This is a genomic window from Streptomyces sp. NPDC048018 (genome assembly GCF_043202995.1).
In the GTDB taxonomy this organism is placed as follows: Bacteria; Actinomycetota; Actinomycetes; order Streptomycetales; family Streptomycetaceae; genus Streptomyces.
Window position 1 is genome coordinate 131621 of record NZ_JBIDBK010000001.1, and the last position, 22005, is coordinate 153625.

At 72.7% G+C, this 22005-nt stretch carries 22 protein-coding genes; 11 read left to right on the forward strand and 11 right to left on the reverse strand.

The features are described 5' to 3' along the window. Nucleotides 1-34 precede the first annotated feature (34 nt). The 8 genes from ACGF1Z_RS00620 to ACGF1Z_RS00655 all read left to right on the forward strand — a co-directional run bounded on the left by ACGF1Z_RS00620 (nucleotide 35) and on the right by ACGF1Z_RS00655 (nucleotide 10818). Nucleotides 35-1345 carry a flavin monoamine oxidase family protein gene (locus tag ACGF1Z_RS00620; RefSeq protein WP_392998356.1) on the forward strand — a complete coding sequence of 437 codons (1311 nt, stop codon included), beginning with the start codon at nucleotides 35-37 and terminating at the stop codon, nucleotides 1343-1345. A 567-nt stretch (nucleotides 1346-1912) separates the two neighbouring features. Further along, the gene (locus ACGF1Z_RS00625; RefSeq protein WP_392998358.1) at nucleotides 1913-3619 is read left to right on the forward strand and encodes a class I adenylate-forming enzyme family protein; all 1707 of its coding nucleotides are present in this window, start codon (nucleotides 1913-1915) and stop codon (nucleotides 3617-3619) included. A 13-nt stretch (nucleotides 3620-3632) separates the two neighbouring features. Continuing rightward, nucleotides 3633-5063: a KamA family radical SAM protein gene (locus tag ACGF1Z_RS00630; RefSeq protein WP_392998360.1), complete on the forward strand. Its 1431-nt coding sequence runs from the start codon at nucleotides 3633-3635 to the stop codon at nucleotides 5061-5063. Further along, entirely contained in the window at nucleotides 5060-6115 is a 1056-nt protein-coding gene (locus ACGF1Z_RS00635; RefSeq protein WP_392998362.1) for a RimK family alpha-L-glutamate ligase, read from the forward strand. Before ACGF1Z_RS00630 ends, ACGF1Z_RS00635 begins: the two co-directional genes overlap by 4 nt. Before the next feature lie 5 nt (nucleotides 6116-6120). Continuing rightward, a complete protein-coding gene (locus ACGF1Z_RS00640; protein ID WP_392998364.1) occupies nucleotides 6121-7338 on the forward strand; it encodes a phenylacetate--CoA ligase family protein in 1218 nt (405 codons plus the stop codon). Further along, nucleotides 7335-8633 carry an MFS transporter gene (locus ACGF1Z_RS00645; protein ID WP_392998366.1) on the forward strand — a complete coding sequence of 433 codons (1299 nt, stop codon included), beginning with the start codon at nucleotides 7335-7337 and terminating at the stop codon, nucleotides 8631-8633. Before ACGF1Z_RS00640 ends, ACGF1Z_RS00645 begins: the two co-directional genes overlap by 4 nt. Continuing rightward, nucleotides 8630-9562, forward strand: a complete 933-nt coding sequence (locus tag ACGF1Z_RS00650) for an SDR family NAD(P)-dependent oxidoreductase (RefSeq protein WP_392998368.1) — start codon at nucleotides 8630-8632, stop codon at nucleotides 9560-9562. Before ACGF1Z_RS00645 ends, ACGF1Z_RS00650 begins: the two co-directional genes overlap by 4 nt. Continuing rightward, nucleotides 9562-10818 (forward strand): phenylacetate--CoA ligase family protein, encoded by a 1257-nt coding sequence (locus tag ACGF1Z_RS00655; RefSeq protein WP_392998370.1) that lies wholly within the window; start codon nucleotides 9562-9564, stop codon nucleotides 10816-10818. Before ACGF1Z_RS00650 ends, ACGF1Z_RS00655 begins: the two co-directional genes overlap by 1 nt. 69 nt (nucleotides 10819-10887) lie before the next feature. Here ACGF1Z_RS00655 and paaI read toward each other — a convergent pair whose 3' ends face one another. Continuing rightward, a complete protein-coding gene (gene paaI / locus ACGF1Z_RS00660) occupies nucleotides 10888-11331 on the reverse strand; it encodes a hydroxyphenylacetyl-CoA thioesterase PaaI (protein WP_392998372.1) in 444 nt (147 codons plus the stop codon). Between the two features lie 279 nt (nucleotides 11332-11610). Between paaI and ACGF1Z_RS00665 the strand changes: the two genes are divergently transcribed. Continuing rightward, nucleotides 11611-11802 carry a hypothetical protein gene (locus ACGF1Z_RS00665; RefSeq protein WP_392998374.1) on the forward strand — a complete coding sequence of 64 codons (192 nt, stop codon included), beginning with the start codon at nucleotides 11611-11613 and terminating at the stop codon, nucleotides 11800-11802. 126 nt (nucleotides 11803-11928) lie between these two features. Here ACGF1Z_RS00665 and ACGF1Z_RS00670 read toward each other — a convergent pair whose 3' ends face one another. The 6 genes from ACGF1Z_RS00670 to ACGF1Z_RS00695 form a co-directional block, all read right to left on the reverse strand. Next, entirely contained in the window at nucleotides 11929-12702 is a 774-nt protein-coding gene (locus ACGF1Z_RS00670; RefSeq protein WP_392998376.1) for a uracil-DNA glycosylase, read from the reverse strand. 300 nt (nucleotides 12703-13002) lie between these two features. Beyond that, nucleotides 13003-13506, reverse strand: a complete 504-nt coding sequence (locus ACGF1Z_RS00675; RefSeq protein WP_392998378.1) for a DinB family protein — start codon at nucleotides 13504-13506, stop codon at nucleotides 13003-13005. A gap of 106 nt (nucleotides 13507-13612) precedes the next feature. Next, a complete protein-coding gene (locus ACGF1Z_RS00680) occupies nucleotides 13613-13840 on the reverse strand; it encodes a DUF6479 family protein (RefSeq protein ID WP_392998380.1) in 228 nt (75 codons plus the stop codon). A gap of 162 nt (nucleotides 13841-14002) precedes the next feature. Then, complete coding sequence (locus ACGF1Z_RS00685) at nucleotides 14003-15004, reverse strand: PHP domain-containing protein (protein ID WP_392998382.1); 1002 nt, start codon at nucleotides 15002-15004, stop codon at nucleotides 14003-14005. A 106-nt stretch (nucleotides 15005-15110) separates the two neighbouring features. Continuing rightward, entirely contained in the window at nucleotides 15111-15527 is a 417-nt protein-coding gene (locus ACGF1Z_RS00690; RefSeq protein ID WP_392998384.1) for a type II toxin-antitoxin system PemK/MazF family toxin, read from the reverse strand. 221 nt (nucleotides 15528-15748) lie between these two features. Further along, nucleotides 15749-16189, reverse strand: coding sequence for a VOC family protein (locus tag ACGF1Z_RS00695; protein WP_392998386.1), 441 nt, complete (start codon nucleotides 16187-16189; stop codon nucleotides 15749-15751). Nucleotides 16190-16639: 450 nt separating this feature from the next. Between ACGF1Z_RS00695 and ACGF1Z_RS00700 the strand changes: the two genes are divergently transcribed. Then, nucleotides 16640-17251: a hypothetical protein gene (locus ACGF1Z_RS00700; RefSeq protein ID WP_392998388.1), complete on the forward strand. Its 612-nt coding sequence runs from the start codon at nucleotides 16640-16642 to the stop codon at nucleotides 17249-17251. Nucleotides 17252-17486: 235 nt separating this feature from the next. On the opposite strand, the gene ACGF1Z_RS00705 is transcribed toward ACGF1Z_RS00700, so the two are convergent. Continuing rightward, on the reverse strand, nucleotides 17487-18701 hold the full coding sequence (locus ACGF1Z_RS00705) for a glycoside hydrolase family 64 protein (protein ID WP_392998390.1): 1215 nt from the start codon (nucleotides 18699-18701) through the stop codon (nucleotides 17487-17489). A gap of 469 nt (nucleotides 18702-19170) precedes the next feature. Between ACGF1Z_RS00705 and ACGF1Z_RS00710 the strand changes: the two genes are divergently transcribed. Next, complete coding sequence (locus ACGF1Z_RS00710; protein ID WP_392998392.1) at nucleotides 19171-19566, forward strand: hypothetical protein; 396 nt, start codon at nucleotides 19171-19173, stop codon at nucleotides 19564-19566. A gap of 93 nt (nucleotides 19567-19659) precedes the next feature. On the opposite strand, the gene ACGF1Z_RS00715 is transcribed toward ACGF1Z_RS00710, so the two are convergent. The 3 genes from ACGF1Z_RS00715 to ACGF1Z_RS00725 all read right to left on the reverse strand — a co-directional run bounded on the left by ACGF1Z_RS00715 (nucleotide 19660) and on the right by ACGF1Z_RS00725 (nucleotide 21682). After that, nucleotides 19660-20076, reverse strand: a complete 417-nt coding sequence (locus tag ACGF1Z_RS00715) for a hypothetical protein (protein WP_392998394.1) — start codon at nucleotides 20074-20076, stop codon at nucleotides 19660-19662. Between the two features lie 218 nt (nucleotides 20077-20294). After that, nucleotides 20295-20990 carry a DUF998 domain-containing protein gene (locus tag ACGF1Z_RS00720; protein WP_392998396.1) on the reverse strand — a complete coding sequence of 232 codons (696 nt, stop codon included), beginning with the start codon at nucleotides 20988-20990 and terminating at the stop codon, nucleotides 20295-20297. 320 nt (nucleotides 20991-21310) lie between these two features. After that, on the reverse strand, nucleotides 21311-21682 hold the full coding sequence (locus ACGF1Z_RS00725; RefSeq protein WP_392998398.1) for a hypothetical protein: 372 nt from the start codon (nucleotides 21680-21682) through the stop codon (nucleotides 21311-21313). Nucleotides 21683-22005: the final 323 nt, after the last annotated feature.

Genomic DNA, 22005 nt, shown 5'->3' on the forward strand with positions numbered 1-22005 from the left:
CGCCGCCGGGCGATCACGAGGCGTCACCCGGGCCGTGGTGGTCGGAGCGGGCTTCGCCGGTCTGACGGCCGCCACCGAGCTGACCGCCGGCGGGGTCGACGTGACCGTACTGGAGGCACGCGACCGGGTCGGTGGCCGGGCCCGCGGACTCCAGGTCTCCGCCGGGGGCTGGGTGGACGCGGGTGCCGCGTACCTCGGTGACCGGCACACCGAACTCCACTCCCTGCTTGCCGAGTTGGATCTGAAGACGACACCCACCACGATGCGGGGAGCGAGCCGCTTCGCACTCGGGACCGGGGAGACCACCCGGGACGGACGCTTCCCTCCGCTCAACGCCGTGGCCCTCGGCGACCTCTTCGAGCGGCTCGACGAACTCACCGCCGCCGTCCGCCCCGACGCGCCGTGGCTCACCCCCGGCGCCGAGGAGCTGGACGCCCTGACCGCCGCTTCGTGGGCCGAGCGGCACCTGGCCCACCCGGACGCCCGGCTCTTCTTCCCGCTCTTCCTCGGCGAGATGATGGCGGCCGACCCGGCCAGGGTCTCGATCCTGCACGTGGCCTTCTACCTGCGGTCGGGAGGCGGACTGCGCTACCTGAACGCCTTCGAGGGCGGCGCCCAGCAGGACCGGATCGACGGGGGCGCCCATCAGGTGTGCGAACGGCTGGCGGCTCGGCTCGGGTCCAGGGTGCGGCTCGGTGAGCCGGTCAGCGCCGTGCACCAGGACGAGGACGGGGTCACGGTCCGCACCGCCGACGGGGAGTACCGGGCCGACGTCGCCGTGATGGCCGTCCCGCCGCTGCTGGCCGACGCGATCGCCCATCGGCCCGAACCGCCGACGCGCAGGGCCGGCGAGCGCACCGCGCGGGGCTGCGCGGTCAAGGTGCACCTGGTGTATCCGGCACCGGTCTGGCGCGACCACGGCCTGTCGGGGTGGTCGGTGAACGCCGAGGGGCCCCTGCTGTCCACCGTGGACGACTCCCCGACCGGGGCGGGGGTGGGCGTGCTCACCGGTTTCGTCACGGGCAGCGAGGCCCATCGCTTCGCGGCGCTCGATCCGCGGGAGCAGCGCTCGTCGGCGGTCGGGCAGGCCGCCCGGCTGTTTCCGATGCTTCCCGAACCGGTGGCCTTCCATGTGACGGACTGGGTCAACGACCCCTACAGCAAGGGGTGTTACGCGGCCCTGTTCGGTCCGGGCGACTGGGTGCGGCACGGCCCGACCCTGACGGAGCCGTACCGGCGCGTGCACTGGGCCGGTACGGAGACCAGCACCGAGTTCTTCGGACTCCTGGAGGGGGCCGTCCGCTCGGGCCGCCGGGTCGCGGCGGAGGTCCTGGCCCGACCGTAGAGCCGGGGGCACGGGCCCGTCCGCGCCGGTCCGTGTCGGGGGCCGGTCCGCTTCGGGGACCACCGGGCTTCCGGGAGCCGGGGCCTCCGGAACCCCGGGCCCTCGGGGCAACGCTCGCCCCGCCCGAGCCGTACGCCGAGGAGAGCCCCGGTGCGCAGCCTCCCTCCGGCAACCGTCCCTCGCACCTCGCTCCCGGACCGACCGCTCCCCCGCGGCGCCTTCCGACCGCCGCACCACCCGACCACCGCACTCTCGACCAGCACACCCTTCGCCCATCGCCCCCGGCCGGCCTCCGGCCCCGAACACCCACCCTCCGAGCCGCCGCGGGCCGCGGCCCGGCCGGTCGTCGCGGCGCGCCGCCCGTCCGGCCCCACCGGTCCACGCCCGGCCCGCCCCCAGGTGCGTCGCGGCGCACCCGCTCACCGCCCGTGCGGCGGCCCTCGCCACCCACCGCAGGGGCCGGGCAGCCGAACCACGAGTTCCGCCGAGCACAGCAAGTCATCGACCAGTCTCCGGGTCCGGGCCCCACCAGGGCGCCGCCCCGGAGACGCGTAACGGGAGACCTTCATGAGCGACCACACGTCCATCGCCCCGCTCTCGGCCAGACAGCAGCTGATGACCGAGCCCACGCTCGGAGCCGGGAACTTCCTCGACCACGCCATCGCGGTCAATCCCCACCGCGCGGTCCCGTACGCCTTCACCCACCGCGTCGACCACAGGGGAGCCGTCGAACTGCGCGGCCACAGCCTGCTCGACCTCGCCGCGCTGCGCGACCACTACGCCAAGTGGTACTGGGCCAACGGGGTCCGGCCCGGAGACCCGGTCGGCGTGGTGGTCGGGGAGGGGCTGGAGCCCGTGCTCCACTTCCTGGCGCTCTCCGCGCTGGGCGCCGTTCCCGCGCTGGTCAACGACGCCATGCGGCACGAGGTGATGGTGCGCTACCTCAACCACGTGGGCGTCGTGGGAGTGGTCGCGGACGACCCGACCCGGCTGGCCGCCGCATACCGTGAGACGCCCCACCGCCGTCCCCGCTTCATCGCCATGGCGGCCGAACTCCACGCCTTCGACGCCGAGTCCGCCGGGCTTCCCGAGGTCTATCCGTACCGGCACGACGCGGACGACGTGGTGGCGCTCATCCACTCCTCCGGTACCACCGGCACACCGAAGTCGACCAAGCTGGCGCACCGCCAGTTCTGGGAGGGCAAGCAGCCGCGCATGGTGCGCTTCCCCGCCGAGGACCACGACCGGCTGATGTCCCTCATGCCGCACACCCACGCGGGCGGTCTCAGCTACTTCCTCACCGCCACCCTGCTCGGCCTGCCGACGGTGGTCATGTCGGACTGGCGGCGCACCGTCGTCGAGCCGGTGATGGAGGCCTTCCTGCCCACCATGGTCGCCTCCTTCCCCCGCACCTTCGTGGAGCTGGCCACCGGTGAACTCCCGGTCAGGGGCGCGGCGAAGGTGCACTCGTGGTTCAACACCGGCGACAGTGCCCACTACGGACACATCCGCCGGCTGGTACAGCTGGGCGAGCGGCCCGCCGGCCTCATCAGACCCTGGCTGCTGCCGCGCGAGAAGGAGGAGCAGCCGGCCCTCCCCGGCTCGCAGTTCGTGGACGGACTGGGTTCGTCCGAGATGGGCATGGCCCTGTTCGGGCAGATGACCACCCCGGAGAGCGCGCGCGACGACCGCTGCGTCGGCAAGCCCCTGGAGGTGGTGCTGAAGGCGGCGGTGCTCGACGAGGACGGCGAGGAGGTGCCCGACGGCACCGTGGGCCTGCTCGGCGTGGTCACGCCGTCGCGTACTCCCGGGTACTGGAACGACGACAAGCTGACCCGCACGTTCGAACTGAACGGCTACTGGCTCACCGGCGACGTGGCGCGCCGTGACGCGGAGGGGCGTTTCTACCATCTCGACCGCACGGTGGACGTCATCGACACCGCGGACGGTCCGGCGTACAGCCTGCCGATCGAGGAGGTGCTGCTGGCGGACTGCGCCGCGCTGGTGCAGGACTGCTCGGTGATCGGCGTTCCCGCCGGGACGGGTCAGGGCCAACGTCCCGTCGCGGTGGTCCGGTTGCAGGAGGAAGCGGCCGGGAGCACGGCCGAGGAGGTCCGCGAGGCGGCCAACAAGGCACTGGCCGCGGCCGGTCTGACCCCGCTCGCCGCGGTCGACATCGCGCGTGCGCCGGAGGACTTCCCGCTGGGCCCGACCGGAAAGGTGCTCAAGCGAGAGCTCCGGACCCGTCTCGCCACCCTCCTGACCGCCCGTTAGGCCGGGGCGTCAGATGATCCGGCAGCCGTACCAGTACGCGCGGGCCCCGCTGACCGAGCCGGACTGGCGCCGGCTGCCGGGCTGGCGCCACGTCACGGAGGGCGAGTGGCGCGACGCCCAGTGGCAGCGGGCCCACTGCGTGAAGAACCTGCGCCAGCTCGCCTCCGTCACCGGTGGACTGCTCACCGAACGCTTCTGCGGTGATCTCGCCTCCGACCAGGCGGAGTTCGCCACCATGCCGATGCTGCTCACCCCGCAGATGCTGAACACCATGGCGCCCGGGGCCGCCCTGGAGCCGGCGGCGTTCACCGAGGCGTTCCTCACCGACCCCGTCCGCCGGTACATGCTCCCCGTGCGCTCGGACCGGCATCCGCGGTGGCCGAGCCACCCGAAGGCAGGGCGGGACTCGCTGCACGAGGCCGACATGTGGGTGGTGGAGGGCCTCACCCACCGCTATCCGACCAAGGTCCTGGCCGAACTGGTCGCCACCTGCCCGCAGTACTGCGGGCACTGCACCAGGATGGACCTGGTCGGCACCTCCACCCCGCAGGTCACCAAGGCCCGGCTCGTGCTCCGCCCGCGGGACCGGCAGGAGCAGATGCTGGACTACCTCAAGCGCACGCCGACCGTGCGCGACGTGGTGGTCTCCGGCGGAGACGTCGCCAACGTGCCCTGGCCGCAGCTGGAGGCGTTCCTCATGCGCCTGCTGGACCTGGGTTCGGTGCGGGACGTCCGGCTGGCGAGCAAGGCCGTGGTGGGCCTGCCCCAGCACTGGCTCCAGCCCGAGGTGGTCGACGGCCTACGGCGGGTCGCGGCGGTGGCGGCGCGGCGGGGGGTGAATCTCGCGGTGCACACCCACGCCAACCACGTGCAGTCCGTCACCCCGCTGGTCGCCGAGGCCGCCCGGGCCCTCCTCGACGCAGGGGTGCGGGACGTCCGCAACCAGGGCGTGCTGATGCGCGGGGTCAACGCCACCCCCGAGGACCTGCTGGACCTCTGCTTCGCGCTCCAGGGCGAAGCGGGCATCCTGCCCTACTACTTCTACCTCTGCGACCTGATCCCCCACGCCGAGCACTGGCGGACCTCCGTCCACCAGGCCCAGTGGCTCCAGGAGGCGATCATGGGCTACCTCCCCGGCTACGCCACCCCGCGGATCGTGTGCGACGTCCCGCACGTCGGCAAGCGCTGGGTGCACCAGGCCGTCGCGTACGACCGCGAGCGCGGCATCTCGTACTGGACGAAGAACTACCGCACCGAGCTCGAAGTGCGGCAGTCGCCCGAAGCCGACCTCGGGACCGCGCTGGCCCGGCGGCACCCCTACTACGACCCGCTGGACACCCTCCCCGAGTCCGGTCGCCGCTGGTGGACGGACCGCGCTCCCACCGAGCACAGGCCCGCCGGCGCCCCGCACCCCCGACCCACCTCCCCCGAGGACACCCCGTGAATCCCACCCCAGTCCGCTCCCCCGCCGGCCCGCTGCGCCGGATGTGCTGGATCTTCCCCGACCGGGAGTCGACCCGGTCCACCGCGTCCTGGCAGGCCATGTTCTGGGACCTCTACGCAGAGGTCGCCGAGGACCTCGGCATGACGTGGACCCGCCACTCCCCGGACGCGGTGACGGTGGAGAGCACGCAGCCCGGCCGCCCGCGCGTCTACGTGGACGGTGAACCGGTCACCCCCCGCGACACGCTCTTCATCACCGCCCTCTACTCGCTGCCGTACCAGCAGGCGGACATCTTCAACCAGTTCGCGCTGTGCACGGTGCTGCAACAGGCCGGCTTCTACCTGCCGTTCCCGCCCGAGACCTCCCTGATCGGCAACGACAAGCTGGCCACGCTGCTCCACCTCGGGGGCTCGCCGATCCCCCCGATCCCGTCCGTCCGCATCGGCACCGGCCGCGACGTGAGCAGGCACCTGTACGAGGCGGCCCTCGGCACCATGACCTATCCGGCGGTCGTCAAGCCGGCCGGCTGGTGCGGTGGCGGCGGCATCAACCTGGCGCGCAATGCGGGCGACATCCGCGGTCTGGCCAGCCTCGCCCAGGGCGGGGACACCACCCTGGTGGTCCAGCCCTATCTCGGCGACGGCACCGTCGACTACCGGGTGTACGTGATCGACGGGGCCGCCCACGCGGTCCTGAAGCGGACCCCGGAGCCCGGTTCGGCGGTCGCCAACGCGAGCCGGGGCGGCGCCATGGAGTTCGTCCCGGTGCCCGAGGAACTGGCCAAGGCCACGGCCTATTTCGCGGAGCGGCTCCCCATCCCCTTCTTCTGTGTCGACTTCCTCCATGACGGGCAGCGCTTCTGGTTCTCCGAACTGGAGCCCGACGGCGTCATCCCCCACGTGCCCGGGGATCCGGACCGCACGGTCCAACGGGACGTGACCCGGGCCCGGTTCGCCGCGTACCGGGACGCCCATGCCCGGCACCTCGCCGCCGCCGACGGACCCGGCGACGGCGCAGCGGCCCCGATCACCGCACCGACGGAGAGGAGTTGACCACGATGTTCTCCCACACGCCGGAGGCGGCCGCGCCCCGGCTCACGGTCGCCCGGAGCACGCTCGAGCGCCTGCGCCAGGTCCCGGAACTGGCGGCCCGCTACCGCGACCACGCCGGCCTCCGCAGCCTCGACGACGTCGCCGCGCTCCCTCCGCTGCTCAAGGACGATCTCAACCTGGCGCTGGCCCACCTCCGGCCACGCGCCGAGCACGGAGCCACCTGGCTCTTCCAGAGCGGCGGCAGCACCGGGGCGCCGAAGCTGGGCCACGCGCCGACCGGTTTCTACATGTCCGGCGTCCACGCGCACTGGCAGCCGCTGGACCGCGAGGACGTCTTCGTCAACGCCTGGGGCGCAGGCCGCATGTGGGGCGCGCACTTCCTGGCCGCCGCCCTGGCCGACCTCTCCGGGTGCCAGGTGATCGCTCTGGGCTCGGTCACCCGGGACGAGTACGCCGAGTGGCTGGCCTTCTTCGCGGCGCGCGAGGTCACGGCGATCGGCGGGACCCCGAGCGTGCTGCGGCTCTGGTTCGCCCACGCCCGGGCCGCGGGCATCGAGCTGCCCGCCCTGCGCAAGGTGCTCTGGCTGGGCGAGGCCTGGCAGCCGCAGATGGAGGAGGACATGGCCGCGGTCGCGCCCGGGGCCCGGCGCTGGGGCATGTTCGGCAGCACCGAGACCTGGGTGGTGGGGACCAACGACCCCGACTGCCCGGCCGACACCTTCCACACCCTGCCCCATCAACTCGTCCACGTGGACGAGGACGAGCTGCTGGACTTCACCACCCTCGACCCCGAGATGCTCAACCCGGTCCTGCGCTACCGCACCGGCGACGCCGGACGGCTGGTGACCTGTCCCTGCGGCCGGCCCGGGCCGGCCATGCAGGTCGCGGGCCGCCGCGACAGCGTGGTCCAGGTCCGTGGTCTGGGTCTGCACGTGGACGAGCTGATCGCCCGCGCGGAGCGGGAACCGGGCGTCACCCGCGCCCAGGTCCTGATCTGTGAGACCGGCGGCCGCGCCGCGGCCGTGGAGCTCCTCGTGGTGGCCGGACCGGGCGCGGCCGTGGACGTCGAGCGGCTGCGCAAGGAACTCCTGGCCGAGACCTTCACTCTGGGCACCGCCTTCCAGCACGATCCGGAGAACTTCCGGGTGCGGCCCGTCGCCGACCTGATCAGCAACGGACGCACCGGCAAGACCGCCGGCCTCGTGCTGCGGGAGGGACCGTGAAGCCCCTGCGTCCGGCGTCCCTGGGAGCCGAGTTCAACCGATTCTGGATCGGCCAGGCGGTGAGCACGGTCGGCGACCGCATCACCGTGTTCGTCGTGCCGACCGTGATGATCTTCCTTCTGGACGCGTCCGCCTTCCAGGTCGGCATCGTGGCGATGGCCCAGTACCTGGGCATCCCGCTGCTCGGCCCGCTCGCCGGCGTGCTGGTCGACCGGTGGGACAACCGCCGCACCCTGCTCGTGTGCGACCTCGCCCGCCTGGCGGCCGTGGCCGTCATTCCCCTGGCGTACTGGCAGGGCCTGCTCTCCACGCCGCTGCTCTTCGTCTGCGTGGCGGTGATCAGCGGCGCGACGATCTTCTTCACCGTCGGCTACCTGGTCGCCGTGCCCGCCGTGGTGCCGAAGGACCACCTGGTGCGCGCCTACTCACGGCTGGAAGGCACCCGGTCGGTCTCCGAGGTCTCCGGCCCCTCCCTCGCGGCCGGCCTCTACGCAGCGCTGGGCGTGGCCGCCCTGCTCGTCGACGCCGCCAGCTATCTGATCTCCGCCCTGTGCATCCGGTCGATGAAGCCCTGGGGCGAGCGGACCGTCGCCGAGGGGTCGGTGTGGCAGCGGCTCACGGCGGGCTTCCGGCTGAACTGGTCCGACCCCGTGCTGCGACGGGTGGTGGTGGCGGCCGTGACGCTGAACTGCGGCGGCCCGGTCTTCGTGACCGTGCTCCCGATCCTCGCCTACCAGGGACTCGGCGTCTCCGTGGGGGTCTTCGGCGCCGCCATGTCGGTGGCGGCCGTGGGGGCGCTGGCCGGCGCGGCCCTCGCGCCGAAGGCCGGCGAACGGCTGGGAACCGGGCGGATGCTGGCCTGGGCACTGCTCCTGCACTGTCTCGTCGGCCTCGGCGTCCTCGCCGCACCCGCCCTCCCGGCGGGCGCCGTCATCGCCGTGACCATGGGCTGCTACGGCTTCTTCATGTCCTGCATCAACGTGTGCAGCGCGCCCATCCGGCAGTCCCGGATGTCCGCGCACCACCAGGGCGTCATGCACGCCGCCTTCCGCACCGCCACCTGGGGTGTGATCCCGCTGGCGGCGCTGGTCGGAGGCGTGGCCGTCAGCCTGCTCAGCGGCCCGCTCGGGGTGCTGGACGCGGCGCGGGCCACCATGGCCGGCGGCACCCTGCTCGCGGCCTGCTCCTTCCTCCCGGCCCTGCGCATCCAGCCCCTGCTGGACGCGGCCGAGCGGCAGGCTCCGGAGGCGGGCCGGGGGGACGCCGAAGCGGCCCTGGCCGAGGGCACCTCATGACCGCGCCCCTGCCTCCCCCGGGGGACCGCGGGGAGCCGAAGGCCCCGCGGGTGGTCCTGGTCACCGGGACGTCCTCGGGCATCGGTCTCGCCACGGCGATCGCCGCCGCACGGGCCGGATTCGCGACCGTCGCCACCCAGCGCGAGCCCGCCCGTGCCGGGGCGCTCCAGGAGGCGGCGGACCGGGCCGGCGTCGCGCTGGACATCCGCCGGCTGGACGTCACCGACCCCGGGTCCGTGGCCCGCTGCGTGGACGGCGTGCACGAGGCGTACGGGCGCCTGGACGCCGTGGTCAACAATGCCGGCGTCTCCAACTTCGACCCGACCCTGGAGATGTCCACCACGGATGCGCTGCGGGCCAACCTGGAGGTGAACTTCTTCGGTGTGGTCGAGGTGAGCCGGGCCGCGATGCCGCTGCTGCGGGCCGCACGGGGCCGCCTGCTCACCATCGGCAGCGTCCACGGGATCGTCGGACAGCCCTTCAACGAGGCCTACTGCGCGGCGAAGTTCGCCGTCGAGGGATTCATGGAGGCCCTGGCCCCCGTGGCGGCGGCCCACGGCGTGAAGGTGTCCGTGGTGGTCCCCGGCTTCGTCAGGGACACCTCGTTCGGGATCTTCCCCGACATCAACCGCAGGACCATCGAGGCCGCCTCCGGCCCCTACGCCCCCACCTTCGCCGACTACCTCCACTGGGTCGCCCACCAGGGTTGGGAGGGTGCCGGTCAGACCGCGGCCGAGGTGGCGGACGTCGTCGTGCGGACCCTGCGGTCCGAGCGGCCGGCCTTCCGCGTCTCCACCAACCCCTGGGCGGCCGCCTATCTGGAGCACAAGCTGACCGACCGTGACGGCTCCGTCGTCCAGGGTCTCGCCCGTACCTGGATCGGGCGCCCGGCGGAACCCGATGCCGCTGACACAGAGCAGGAGACGTAGTGCCCGCCAAATCGCTCCAAGAACTGGTCGACTTCGTCCGCGCCCACTCCCCCTTCTACGCGGAGGCGTACCGGGACGTACCGCGAACGGTCGCGCACCTGAGCCAGCTCCCCGTCATCGACCACACGGAGTTCTGGGCGGCCAACACCTGGCCGGACAACCGGGTGCTGACCGGACCACTGACCGACGCGGGGGTCTACAAGACCGGGGGCACCACCGGTGTGCCCAAGCTGTCGGTCTGGTCACGGTCGGAACACGCCGACTCGGTCACCGCGTTCGGCGCGGGCATCGTGCAGGCCGGACTGAAGCCGGGGCACCGGGTCGCCAACCTCTTCTGGGCCGGCGAGCTGTACGGCGGGATGCTGTACATCGAGCACGCGCTGCACGCCGCACCCGTGGACAACGTCCGCCTCCCGGTCGGCGCCGGCGCCCCCAACGAGTTCATCGCCGACCTGATCGGCGACTTCGGGGTGAACGTCCTCGCCGGCGTCCCCATGAAGCTGGCCGCCGTGGCGGAATGCCTCGTCCGCCGCGGGCAGACGGCCGACACGGTGGAACTGCTGCTCTTCGGCGGCGATCTGCTCTTCACCGACCTGCGGCCCATCCTGCTGCGCGCCTTCCCCAAGGCGGCCATCGCCTCCGTCGGCTACGCCTCCATCGACGCGGGGCTCGTCGGACGACCCGTACCCGGCGAGGACGTGCGGGTGCACGAGGCGTTCCCGCACCGCACCGTGGTGGAGCTCGTGGACGACGTCACCGGCGAGCCCATCACCACACCGGGAGTGCCGGGCCGGGTGCTGGTCACCAACCTGTTCCGGACGCTGATGCCGGTCATCAGGTTTCCCGCGGGCGACCGCGGCGAGTGGGTCGACGCCGAGTGCCGGCGGTTCCGCCTGCTCGGCCGGTCCATGGAGGGCGGTCGCGTCGGTACGGTCTCGATGCCGATCGAGGACGTCCGCGCGGTGCTCGTGGAGGCGGACCCGGAACGCCACATCGCGGGCATGCAGATGGTGCAGCGGCGCTGGGACGGACGGGACGGGCTCATCCTGCGCCTGGGGTACGTCGAGGAGCCCCCCGCGGACCTGAGCGCCCGTCTCGTCGCGGCGGTCTACGCGGCACGGCCGCTCTTCCCGGCGGAGGTGGCGGACGGCGCCATCCACGAACTGGGCATCGAGTGGGTGCCCCGCTCCGAGCTGACCACCAACCCGCGGACGGGCAAGCTCCAGCAGGTGGTGGACGAGCGTCCGGCCGACTGACCGGGGCGCGCCGCCCGGCGTCTGCCGATCGAGCCGGCAGACGCCCGGGGCGTCCCTCATGCCGTGGCGTCAGTCCGTCCGCGGCTGCGCTCTGCCCGAGAGCATCACGCTCTGTCCGCGGAACTCCGCGACGACCGTTCCGTCCGTCCGGCGGACCGTGACGTCGTAGATCCCGTTGCGGCCGGAGCGCGTCCGCTCCACTGCCTCGGCGATCAGCTCGTCGTCGACGGCGGCCGGCAGCAGAAAGCTGACCTGCGCGGACTGCGCCACCGTGACCGGCCCGTAGCCGTTGCAGGCGAAGGCGAACGCCGCGTCGGCGAAGAGGAACACGAACCCGCCGTGCGCCATGCCGTGACCGTTGACCATGTCCTCGGTCACCCGCATCCGCATCAGCGCCCGGCCCGGCGCGGCCTCCTCCAGGGCGATGCCCAGGGTCCGGCAGGTGCGGTCCCGCTCGTAGAGCTCCGCGATGCCCGCCGGTGCATCGTCCGGTACTCCGCTGTGCCCGCCCACGGCTTCGCCCCTCCCTGGTGGCCGGGCCGAGCGGGCCCGAGCGCTACGCGTCCGCATTAGACCGATCAGGGCCGAGGCCTGTCAACGAGGGGCGACAGCAAGCCCGGTGCGGTCGCCGTCTGCCACCCCGGCCGCGGGGGGCCGGCCAGGACCGGCCACGGGCGGCCCGGCGTGCCCCGATCGGCTGAAGGCCCAGGCCACACGGGCGGACACGCGCACGACGGACAGCGGGACGCCCTAGCTTGGGGAGCGTTTCGTCCCCCACGAAAGGTGCCCCCCTTGCGTTCCCTGCTCCCCGTCCTCGCCGCCGGCGCCATCGTCCTCGGCAGCGCCGGATTCGCCCACGCCGACGTGAACGTCGAATACGAACCCGAGACCTCGTACACCGTCGTCTTCGGCGGCTGGAATCAGGTCGCCGCCGACGACGTGTTCAACGCCGGTCACGACAACACCGTGGGCTCGGACAACTGACCCGTACGCCCCCGGTGCGGCCGGATCGCGGGTCTCCTGCGGCCCCGGTCCGTACCGGGGGCGGGGCGTCCGGCTCGCCGGGGGCGCCGCTCACGCCTCTCCGGTGCGCCGGGGGCGCCAGGGTGGTCACCCTGAGCGTGGCGGATCCGCGACCCGCAGACCGGCGGCGTGCGCGGCCTCGGCGAGGACCCGGCGCAGCATGTCCTGCGTCAGCCTGCCGGTGAACACGTTGCGCTGGCTGACGTGATAGCAGCCGAAGACCGCCAGCGGGTCGCCCGGCCCCTCCGCGGGGGTCAGCAGCGCCCGCACGCCGTGTCCGAACGTCGGCCGAGGCCGCGGCACGGTCCACCCGGCCTCGCCCAGCGCTGCCAGCGCGGCCTGCCAGCCGAAGGCTCCCAGGGTGACGACCGCGCGCAGGGTGGGGCGCAGCAGGTGCGCCTCGCGGGTCAGCCAGGGACGGCACGTGTCACGTTCGCCGGGCGTGGGGCGGTTGTCCGGCGGGGCGCAGTGCACCGGGGCGGTGACGCGTACGCCGAGAAGCTCCAGCCCGTCATCGGGGCCGGTGGCGCGAGCCCCGGAGGCCAGCCCCAGCTCGTACAGCGTCGCGAACAGCAGATCACCGGCCCGGTCACCGGTGAACATCCGCCCGGTCCGGTTCGCGCCGTGGGCCGCCGGTGCGAGGCCGGCGATCAGGAGGGGGGCGTCCGTCGGCCCGAATCCCGGCACGGGCCGACCCCAGTACTCCCGGTCCCGGAACGCCGCCCGCTTCTCGCGGGCCGTCTCCTCCCGCCACCGCACCAGCCGCGGACACGCCCGGCACTCGACGAGGAGCGCGTCCATCTCCGCCAGCGTGCGCGCCTGGGCGGCTGCCCGCGGCGGGTATCCCTCCGCAGTGGACATCGTCGACCCGCTTTCCCGGTGCTCGGTTGCCCCTCCACCGTATTCCGGCCGCGGAACCGGGGCGTCGGCGGCGCCTTCCGGCGGGACCTCTCAGCCTGGCCGACGCCCGGACCCGTCGTCCTGGGGATCGACGCCGGTGAAGGCCGACGCGTCCTTGGTCCCGCTGGGACGTCCGCTCCGCCCACGCGTGCGGTGCAGTGGCCACAGGTCTACACCTACCCCGGAAGTTGCGGGATCGGAGACGGATCCGTGGCATCGAACAACGTGCGCCGGGCGGATCGAGCAGGGTCGCCCTGGGCCCTATTCGCCAACCTCTCCATCGATCGCTTCGCGGAGCAGGTCGGCGTGGCCGTTGTGGCGCGCGTACTCCTCGATCATGTGGGTGAGGACATAGCGGAGCGAGATGACCTCGCCCCGGAAGTCCACCGTGTCGTCGAGGGACTCGACGGCGTCCGCGGCGGCACGGGAGCCCTCGCACGCCTCGCGCCAGAACGCGAACGCCTCGTCCACGTCGGCGTTGTCCACATGGAATTCGGCGAACTCGCCGTTGGTCCTGGGCCAGAGGGCTTTGCAGTCGTCGCCGTTCAGCACCAACCGGAACCAGCTCCGCTCGACCTCGGCCGCATGCCGTACGAGGCCCAGGAGGGACAGGCCCGACGTCGGAACCGCCTTCTGCTTCAGTTGCTCGCCGGTCAGCCCCTGGCACTTCATGGCGAGGGTCGCGCGCTGGTAGTCGAGGAACGCGATCAGCGACGCACGGTCGCCGGCCACCTTGGACGGGTATATGCGCTGGTCATCACTCATCGGGTGATGATTGCAGCAGTCCGCTGTCGCGGGCCTCCCCGTCCGGAGGTTGGACGGGGGCCGAACAGGACAGATCCCTTGCCGACCAAGGATCCGAGACGAGCCGCTAGCGACCCGCGCCCCGGTCGTCGGGTGAGGCCCAGGAGTCGCGCCCTGCCTTGGTGCCCGCCTCGGTGGGATCGCCGACCGGCCGGCGCCTGCGCGCCACTCGGCGACTGCCCCACCAGAACGCACCGACAAGAAGTGCGACGACCACCAGGCCGATGACGACGGCGAAGAGTACGCCGTTCGATCCTGCCGAGGCGAGAACCGGCATAGCTGCGAGGTCTGTCATGATCCGCTCTCCCTGTGCACCGCCCCAGCCGGGTGCTGCGGGCATGCACCGCTGCTGTCCCCTTCCGCTCCCGGCAAACGCCACTGCCCTTCCTGATCATCCGGAAGGACCAACCTCCGGGTACCCGGCGGGGCGGCGGCGCCGGGCTCGGTCACGCCCTCGTCAGCGGGCACCCGAGCGGCCGGCCAGCAGACGCCGGAGCGGCCAGGTCGTGATCAGCCGGTCCGCTTCCAGGCCGACCCGTGCGGCGCGCGCATAGCCCGAGCTCTGCCAGTGCAGCTGTTCCGGGGCGTGGGCATCGGTGTCCACGGCGAAGCGGCAGCCCGCGGCGGCGGCCTGCCGGAGCAGGTCGTCCGGCGGGTCGCGGCGTTCGGGCCTGCAGTTGATCTCCACGGCGGTGCCGGCCTCCGCACACGCGGCGAACACGGTCTCGGCGTCGAAGCGGGACCGGGGGCGCCCCCGACCGGTGATGATCCGTCCCGTGCAGTGCCCCAGGACGTCCACACGGGGGTTGCGCACCGCGGCCACCAGACGCGCGGTCATCGGCTCGGGCTCCGAGCGGAGCTTCGAGTGCACCGAGGCCACGACGATGTCGAGCCGGTCGAGCAGGTCTTCCTCCTGGTCCAGCGAGCCGTCCTCGAGGATGTCGCACTCGATGCCCGTCAGCAGCCGAAAACCCGGGTTCAGCGTGGCATTCAGGGCGGCCACCGCCTCCAGCTGGCGCTTGAGCCGGTCGGCGCTCAGCCCGTGGGCGATGGTCAACCGCGGCGAGTGATCGGTCACGACCGCCCATCGGTGGCCCAGAGCGCCGGCCGCTTCGGCCATCTCCTCCAGTGGGCTGCCGCCGTCCGACCAGTCGGAGTGGACGTGGCAGTCGCCGATGCTCGCCGCCGCGAGGTCCCAGCCGGCGCGGGCGGCCGGGCCGGCTTCGGCCTGCAGGCGTGCGAGGTACGTGGGAACGGCCCCCGTCGATGCCTGGGAGATCACCTCCGCGGTGACCGGCCCGACCCCGCGCAGCCGTCTGACCTGCGCAGCGTCCACGGGGCCCGGCGGCAGGTCGCGTATGGCGTCGGCCGCCGTGTGAAAGGCGCGCACCCGGTACGGGGACACGCCACGCCATTCGAGGAGAAAGGCGATGCGACGCAGGGATTCCTCCGGATCCATGATTCCAGTGTCGGCCTCCGCCGAGAGTGCGCACACGCCACGGCCGGGACCACCGCCACCACCGGGGCCGGGACCACCACCTTCGCGGGCGTCGCTCCTTCATCGTCTACCCGTTCGTCCACCCGGGTTCGCCGCGCCGGAGGGCGTCCCTCATCTCACTGAGCTTCGCGGTCGTCGCCGGGGTCCGCTCCTGTGCCTGTGCAGCGCGGCGGAGGGCATCATCGATCTCGCCGAGCTTGTTGGAGGACAGGACGGCCGCCCGCTCCATCAGGTCCTCCCGGGACACCGTGGTCAGCCACGTGCACGGGGTGAGGCCGGGCCGCGAGAACGCGACCCGCAGCACGCCCTCGAACGGCAGCCCTTCCCCGGCGCCGACCGTCACTTCGATGGCCAGACCGCTGATGTCGAGGCCCGCCGGAGCGACCACCTGCATCACCTGGAATCCGGACGCGTCCTCGCCTGACAGCAGGACGACCAGCCTCGGCTCGTCGAACCGGACCCACCAGACTTCGCCACGTTGCACAGGCCCTCCGATACAGCGGCCGGCAGACGGACGCTGCGCGACCTGACGCGGTGTGGAGACGGGTCCGGCCACCGTTGATCATCGGTGCGTGAAGACAAACGATCATGCGGTGGCCGCAGGTCCCAGCGTAGGCCCTGCCCGCAGGCAGGGGTGACCGAGGGCCCGGCCGCCCCTGCCCGCAGGCAGGGGTGACCGAGGGCCCGGCCGCTGCCGGGAGCGTCTCAGCCCAGTTGCTCGGCCAGTCCGACGATCACACCCTCCGGGCCGCGGAGGTAGCACAGCAGATAGACGTCCTCGAACCGGGCGATCTCGCCGACGAGTTCGGCACCGTGGGGACGCAGGCGGGCAACCGTGTCCTCGATGTCGTCGACGGCGAACATGACGCGGTGCGTGCCCAGGATGTTGTGCGGCCGGTCGCGTGGACCGGTGCTGATCGCCACGGGGTTCCGGTACTTCGCCAGCTCGAGCCGACTGTGGCCGTCCGGGGTCCGGAGCATCGCGATGTCACAGCGGACGCCGTCGAGGCCGGTGCACTGGTCGGCGAAGCGGCCCTCGATCTCGGCCCTGCCCTCCAGCTCCATGCCGAGTTCCACGAAGAACGCGACGGCCGCGTCCAGGTCCTCGACGACGATGCCGACGTTGTCCATCCGCTGAATCGCCATGTCGGTGTCTCCCTCCTGCTCGTGCGGCCGGTGGTGACCGCTTCTCTCCCTGGGACGGAGCCGGTGCCACGTTCTCGACATCCGCAGACCGCCGGGTTCCGGGGAATCCGTCGGCGCCCGGGCGCCGACGAGGCATCCCGGCGTCGGCCTCGCCCGCCCGTACGACCTCGGCCCGGGCCGGGCGGGTGGGTGCACGGGCGGCCTTCGGCCTCGCCCGCCACCATCCCTGTGATCGTCTTCGGGACGGACCCCGGCCGAGGTCCATGCGTGTCCATTCTCGCGCTCCGGCCCGCGTGGGACCTCGCCTTTCCGCTCCGGCGCGGCGCGGGTTCCCCGGCGGGGAGGCACCCGGCTCCGCCGATTGGCCATTCAACAACTCCGTGGGGTAGAAAGCTCCGTCGATCAATCATGATCACGACACGGAGCACTCTCATTCGGGGGAATGAAAGTATGACCTCAACTCGGCATGTTCTCAGCGCCCTTGCGCTCCTCGCCGCCCTGAGCGGCGTCGCCGCCTGCGGTCCCGGGGACCCCACCGCGGCGGGCCCGAGCGGAGGCGCCGGCGCCACCTCGCCGTCGGCCACCGCGTCCACGACCCCGGACTCCGGTGGCACCGCAAGCAGCGACCCGGCCGACGACGTCGACGGTGACGGCAAGGGCGGCGACTGCGGCCGCCCTCCGGCCCTGCCCGCAGGGCACCTCAGGGTGAAGGTCGCGCTGATGCGTGACGCCGGCGGCTTCGAGGCGGCGGAGGCCAAGCCGCACTGCACTCCGAACGACTGGATCTACGGCGCCGAGAAGGGCGCCCAGACCAGGCACTACGTCCTCCCCGAGAACGTCAGGGCCTATCTGGCCCTGGCTGCCGGGCCCGGTCAGTGGAAGCAGGTCGACCACGAGCAGCTGTCGCTGCACATCGACCGCTGCCTGGCCGAGGAGATCGGGGCTCCCACCGAGGACTACCCCAAGGTGGTGCCGCCCTACGGCTGCTTCGGCAACATCTACGAGCTGACGCTGGACGCCAAGGGCGAGGTGGAGACGATGAGGGAGATCTGGAGCGTCTGACCCCGTCCGTCGGCCCGGCCGGAGCCTCGACCCCGGCCGGGGTCGAGGCTCCGGCCGGGTGCACGGCGATCAAGCCCTCCCGGAACCCGGTAAGCCCCGCACTCCGCCGGATCGGCGGCAGCGCCGATCACGATCACCCGGGCCGGGATCGCGTCGATCACCCGCCGGTGATCGACGCGATCCGCCGCGGCCCCCAGCTCGCGCCGCACCGTGATCAGCGCCTTCGCCACCCGACTCAGTCGAACGGGTCGAGCGTGACGTAGGCCTGGCGCGGGTCGCCGTCGTGCACCAGCGACTCGTGCGCGCCGACGTCGTCGAAGGCGAAGCCGTACGCCTTGCCGTCGGCCATCTGGGCGTGGATCTTGCGGGAGTAGTGGTTGGTGACGGCGTCCTGGTAGAAGCCGGCCGACGAGGTGTCGGGCTGGTTGGGGTTGGTGAGCAGGGTGGAGCGGTTGTAGCCCGCGCACAGCGTGCGGGAGATGGGTCCGCGCACCTGGTCGTTCGGGGCGTCGAGGAGCTTGTAGCAGCCGAAGACGCTGTCGGAGTCGGGCTTCTGGAAGGAGGTGACGACGGCCCCGGCGCTGTTGGTGAAGTTCATGACGTTGCCCGAGACCCGGCCGTAGTACTTCACCGACGGCTGGTTCGCGAACGGGGTCACGGTCAGCGTCGAGGTGGCGTACTTGGTCCAGACGCGGTTGATGTAGTCGCTCATCACTCCCGGGGGAAGCGCTCCCGCCTCGATGCCGTGGCCCGGCGCCAGCGCGCGCAGCACCGTGCCGTCGGACCGGGTCTGGATCAGGTTGGCCCAGCCGCCGGGCTGGCCGCGCAGTGCGTCGTAGAACCCGCGGTATCCGCCGGGCTTGAGGTGCCCGGTGTTCGCGACGGTGCCGTCGGGGCGTTTCACGCCGACGGCGTACGGTGCCGAGACCATGTCGACCTGGGTGCTGTTGATCCACAGGCCCGAGTCGTTGAGGGTGTACTCCGACCAGTTGAACAGGATGTTCCTGTTGGGATCGCTGGGGTTCTGCACCGCGGGCTGCACGAGGCCGCCCGTAGCGAGCTTGAACACCAGCTTCTGTCCGTAGCTGAAGTAGATCCGCCCCGAGAACTTCGGCAGCCGGATGGTCATCGACCCGCCGTTGGCCGGGCCGGTGATGGATGCGTCGGGCGCGGGCACGGGCGTGGAGCCCCCGGCCGGCCAGGGATGGAAGGTGCCGTTCGCGTCCGCCCACCCCTGCCGGCCCGTGGAGAGCTCGGTGCCGAGGTTGTAGACGTAGACCTGCTCGCCACGGCCCGAGTTGTTCGTGAAGGTGAGCGGGATCGTCGCGGGGACGGTGGCGGACGCCGGGTCGGGGTCGCCGACCCCGACGACGGTGGCGGCGATGCCGATCAGCGCGGCGGCGGCCAGGGGGATGAGCTTGGTGTGCTTGCGCCTATGCCGTGGGGACATGGAGGGCTCCTCGGAGGTGGGGACTCCGGACGGGGGAAGTGAGCTCGTGAGAGCGCTCTCAAGAATGGAGAGGGTGACCCGAACCTGTCAATGCATCAGGGGGCGGGTGGGTGGGAAGGCCACTTCTGACCGCCCAGCAGCAAGGCCCCGCGCCGGTCGGCGAACGCGGCGGCGCGCGCGAGGGGCCGCGCGGCCGGTGCGACGCCGTGGCCGGCGCCGGAGCCGGCCTGGGGGAACCACCCGCCGTCGGCGGGTCGACGACGAACGCCCCCACGGATCTGAGCGGTGACCGCCCGTCACGCATGAGACGGCAGCGGTGGGTGGCACAGGCGACAGGCGACAGGCGGCAGGCGCATTCCACCCCGTTTGGATGAGGAATTTCCCTCCTGCCGGGGAAAGCGGCCCCCATCAGGGGTGAAGCAGGGTCGCGACCAGTGCCGCCCGGCCCCGGCGGCCGGTTGACCACGGCATGAGCACCGTTGCCAGCAGTCCGATACTGACCACCGCCACGCCGGCCGGCCCCGAAGGGGCGGGCGCCGAAGTCGCGCCCGGAGCCATACTCGGCCGTGCCCGCACCGCCCCGGACATGCCGACGCGGGGCATCGCTCTCAGCGCGCGGACCTCTCTGCGCGTTCTGTTCCCGCCCGCTCCCGTCCACGGACGCGAAGGCCTGATCCACTACTGTCGGGTCCTCGACACCCGGCGTCGTACCGGCACCTGCGGCGAGACCCCCTACGGCCGTCTCGGCAGCTACGTCCGGCTCCAGTGCCGCGCCGCGTTCGGGCACTTCCTCCGCGGCCTCGCCTACGGCAGCGGACTCAGTCTCGCCGGGGCCATCGCCTGCGCAGTCCGCCGTCTGTGGTGATACTTCGCGCGGAGCGGGGCTGACGGCCCCGCTCCGCCGCGCGGACGCCGGATCGCCGCCGGCAGGCCCGGGCCCCGCCGTCCGCGCCGTGTGTCACGGGTGGCCGTACCTCAGGCACTTCAGGTAGACCACTTGCGGACCGTCCGCCCCGTTGTCCAGACACACCCGCACCACCGCGGCCCCGCCTGGAGCGTCTGCCGGCACGAGGAACGAGAAGGTGTCGCTGGCCCCGCACACGTTCCCGGAAAGGCCCACGCCCATCTGATGATTCAGCGAGTCGAGCGTGAACGCCGTGGTGCCCCGGCAGCTGTTCACGTCGACCGACTTGTGCTCACCCGCCACCACGACCGAACGCCCGTACCAGGTGATGGTCCCCCGGGTGTACGTCTGGCCGTAGGTGACGTCGAAGCTGCTGACCGGATAGTCGGCGGCGGCGGCCGGCGGGGCGGCGAGCAGGGCTCCGCAGGTCAGCGTGGCGGAACCAAGGGCGACAGCAAGGCGAGTGCGCACGTCGTCTCCAGGCATCTCGGGACGCAGGGTCGACGGCCAGTATCCGGTGCCCCGTTGACCGCGTCCATGCCGCCTCTTCGCATGGCCGACGACCTTCCGCGCACCGCTCGCGGCAGCGCCTCGCCGCCCCGAGCGGCGGAGCAGCGAGGGGCGTTGCCGATCGGCCCGGTTCCGGCGCGACCGCCCCACCGTGCCCCGAGTGGCGGGAGAGGTCGAAGTCAACGCGATGCGGCACGCGTGACGCCCCGAGCCGCTCCCCGAGGGCTCTCCGCCGTGCGCGCGGCGCCGGGCCGACGCACGACGCCATGAGCGCCTACTGCCAGCGCCCAGAACAGAAGGGGAAGGGCGGCGACGCGTTCCATGCCCCCCATGCCGAGACCGAGATAGTGCCGGGAGAGGAACAGCACGAGAGCGGCCGTCGCTGTCAGTCCCAGCAGACCGGCGCCCCACCGCAGTGCGGCCGGCAGGTCCTTCGTCAGGCCGAACACCGCCAGAACGAGCCCGACGTTGCCCACCGCCATGATGAGGAGGGCGCCCAGGACGTGCAGGTTCTCGTCGACGTCGGCCGGAGCCAGCCCGGCGAGCACGAATCCCACGCCGGCGCCGGCGAGCAGCACCCGGGCCGCGGTGGCGGCACGGCCCCTGCGCCACAGGACGCCGGCCGTCAGCACGACCCCGACGACGAGCAGCACTCCCAGGACCACGAAGGAGACGTTCATCAGACCGTGCTCGGGGGAGCAGACGTACCGCGGCTCGGGCTCTCGCTGCAGGGCGCAGCGAGCGTTGCCCAGGTCGCTGATGTTGTTCCGGGCCCAGCTGTAGGGTCTGGCCCAGGCCGACTCGACGATCCCGTGCGTCACGAAGAACTGGATCACGCCCACGATCCATGCCGAGTATCCGATCCGGCTTCTCACCCGTACACCTTCCGTCGCGCGGATGTCGTACGGACAGATGATCATGCCGCGCCGTCCCCGGGCACTCCGACCAGCCCCCCGGAGCACGGTGGGGCAGACCCCCGGTCGCGGGGCTCCGCACGCGCGGAGCCGCGGCATCCCGCTCACGCCGCGGCCACGCAGGCACGCCCTGACGAGCCGTGGGTGCGCCCCACGTTCGCCCCCGCACGCCGCCGGAGGCCGCTCGGGGGCCGGTGGCGAGGTTCGTCCACCCGGCCGGCGGTCGGGAACGACACGGGGGACCGCCATGCGCAGCCGGGGCCCCGTTCGGCCCCGGTTTCCTACTCGCCGGCGCGAGCGGCGTGGCGGGCCCACAGGATCAGGGGGACCTGAAGGGGGAGCCTCCCGTAGGCGAGCGCCCTGGCCGGCGTGGGCCGATGGCGCCAGTCGTGCGCCATCTGCACGTTGGCCGGGAAGACCGCCGCGAAGAACAGCGCCGCGGCGCGGGCGCTCGTCCGGCGCGTGGCCGGGTGCGCGAGGCCGGCCGCAAGGGCCAGTTCCACGGCACCACTTGCAAGGGTCCAGCTCCGGCGGCTGCCCGGCAGCGCACGCGGCACGATGGCGTCGAACTGCTTCGGCGCCACGAAATGAGCGGCACCCGCGGAGGCGAGCAGTCCGGCGAGCAGCAGAGCGGATCGTTGGGTCGAGGGCATCGGATTCCTCAGGGCGGAGGGGCGCGGGGCCCGGACGACAGTTCCTACTGACCGGTCAGTATGCCTTGTCGCGCGCGACGTTTCCCCCCTCGGTCGGGAAAGCGCACGGGCCTCACGGTCGGCCACCGCACCGGCGCGCCTTCGCGGGCGCGCCGCCAGGGGTCGCCGGGCATCAGGCAGTCATGGCGATGACGCCGAGAGGCCTGGCGGTGCGCTTCGCGGAGCCGCCCGCCGGTTCCGCCCGCCCCACCCACGAGGACGGCGACCCCCAAGGCCCCGCCCCCGGCGGGGTTCGAGGTGGAGGACGAGCTGGCGCCCCGGTG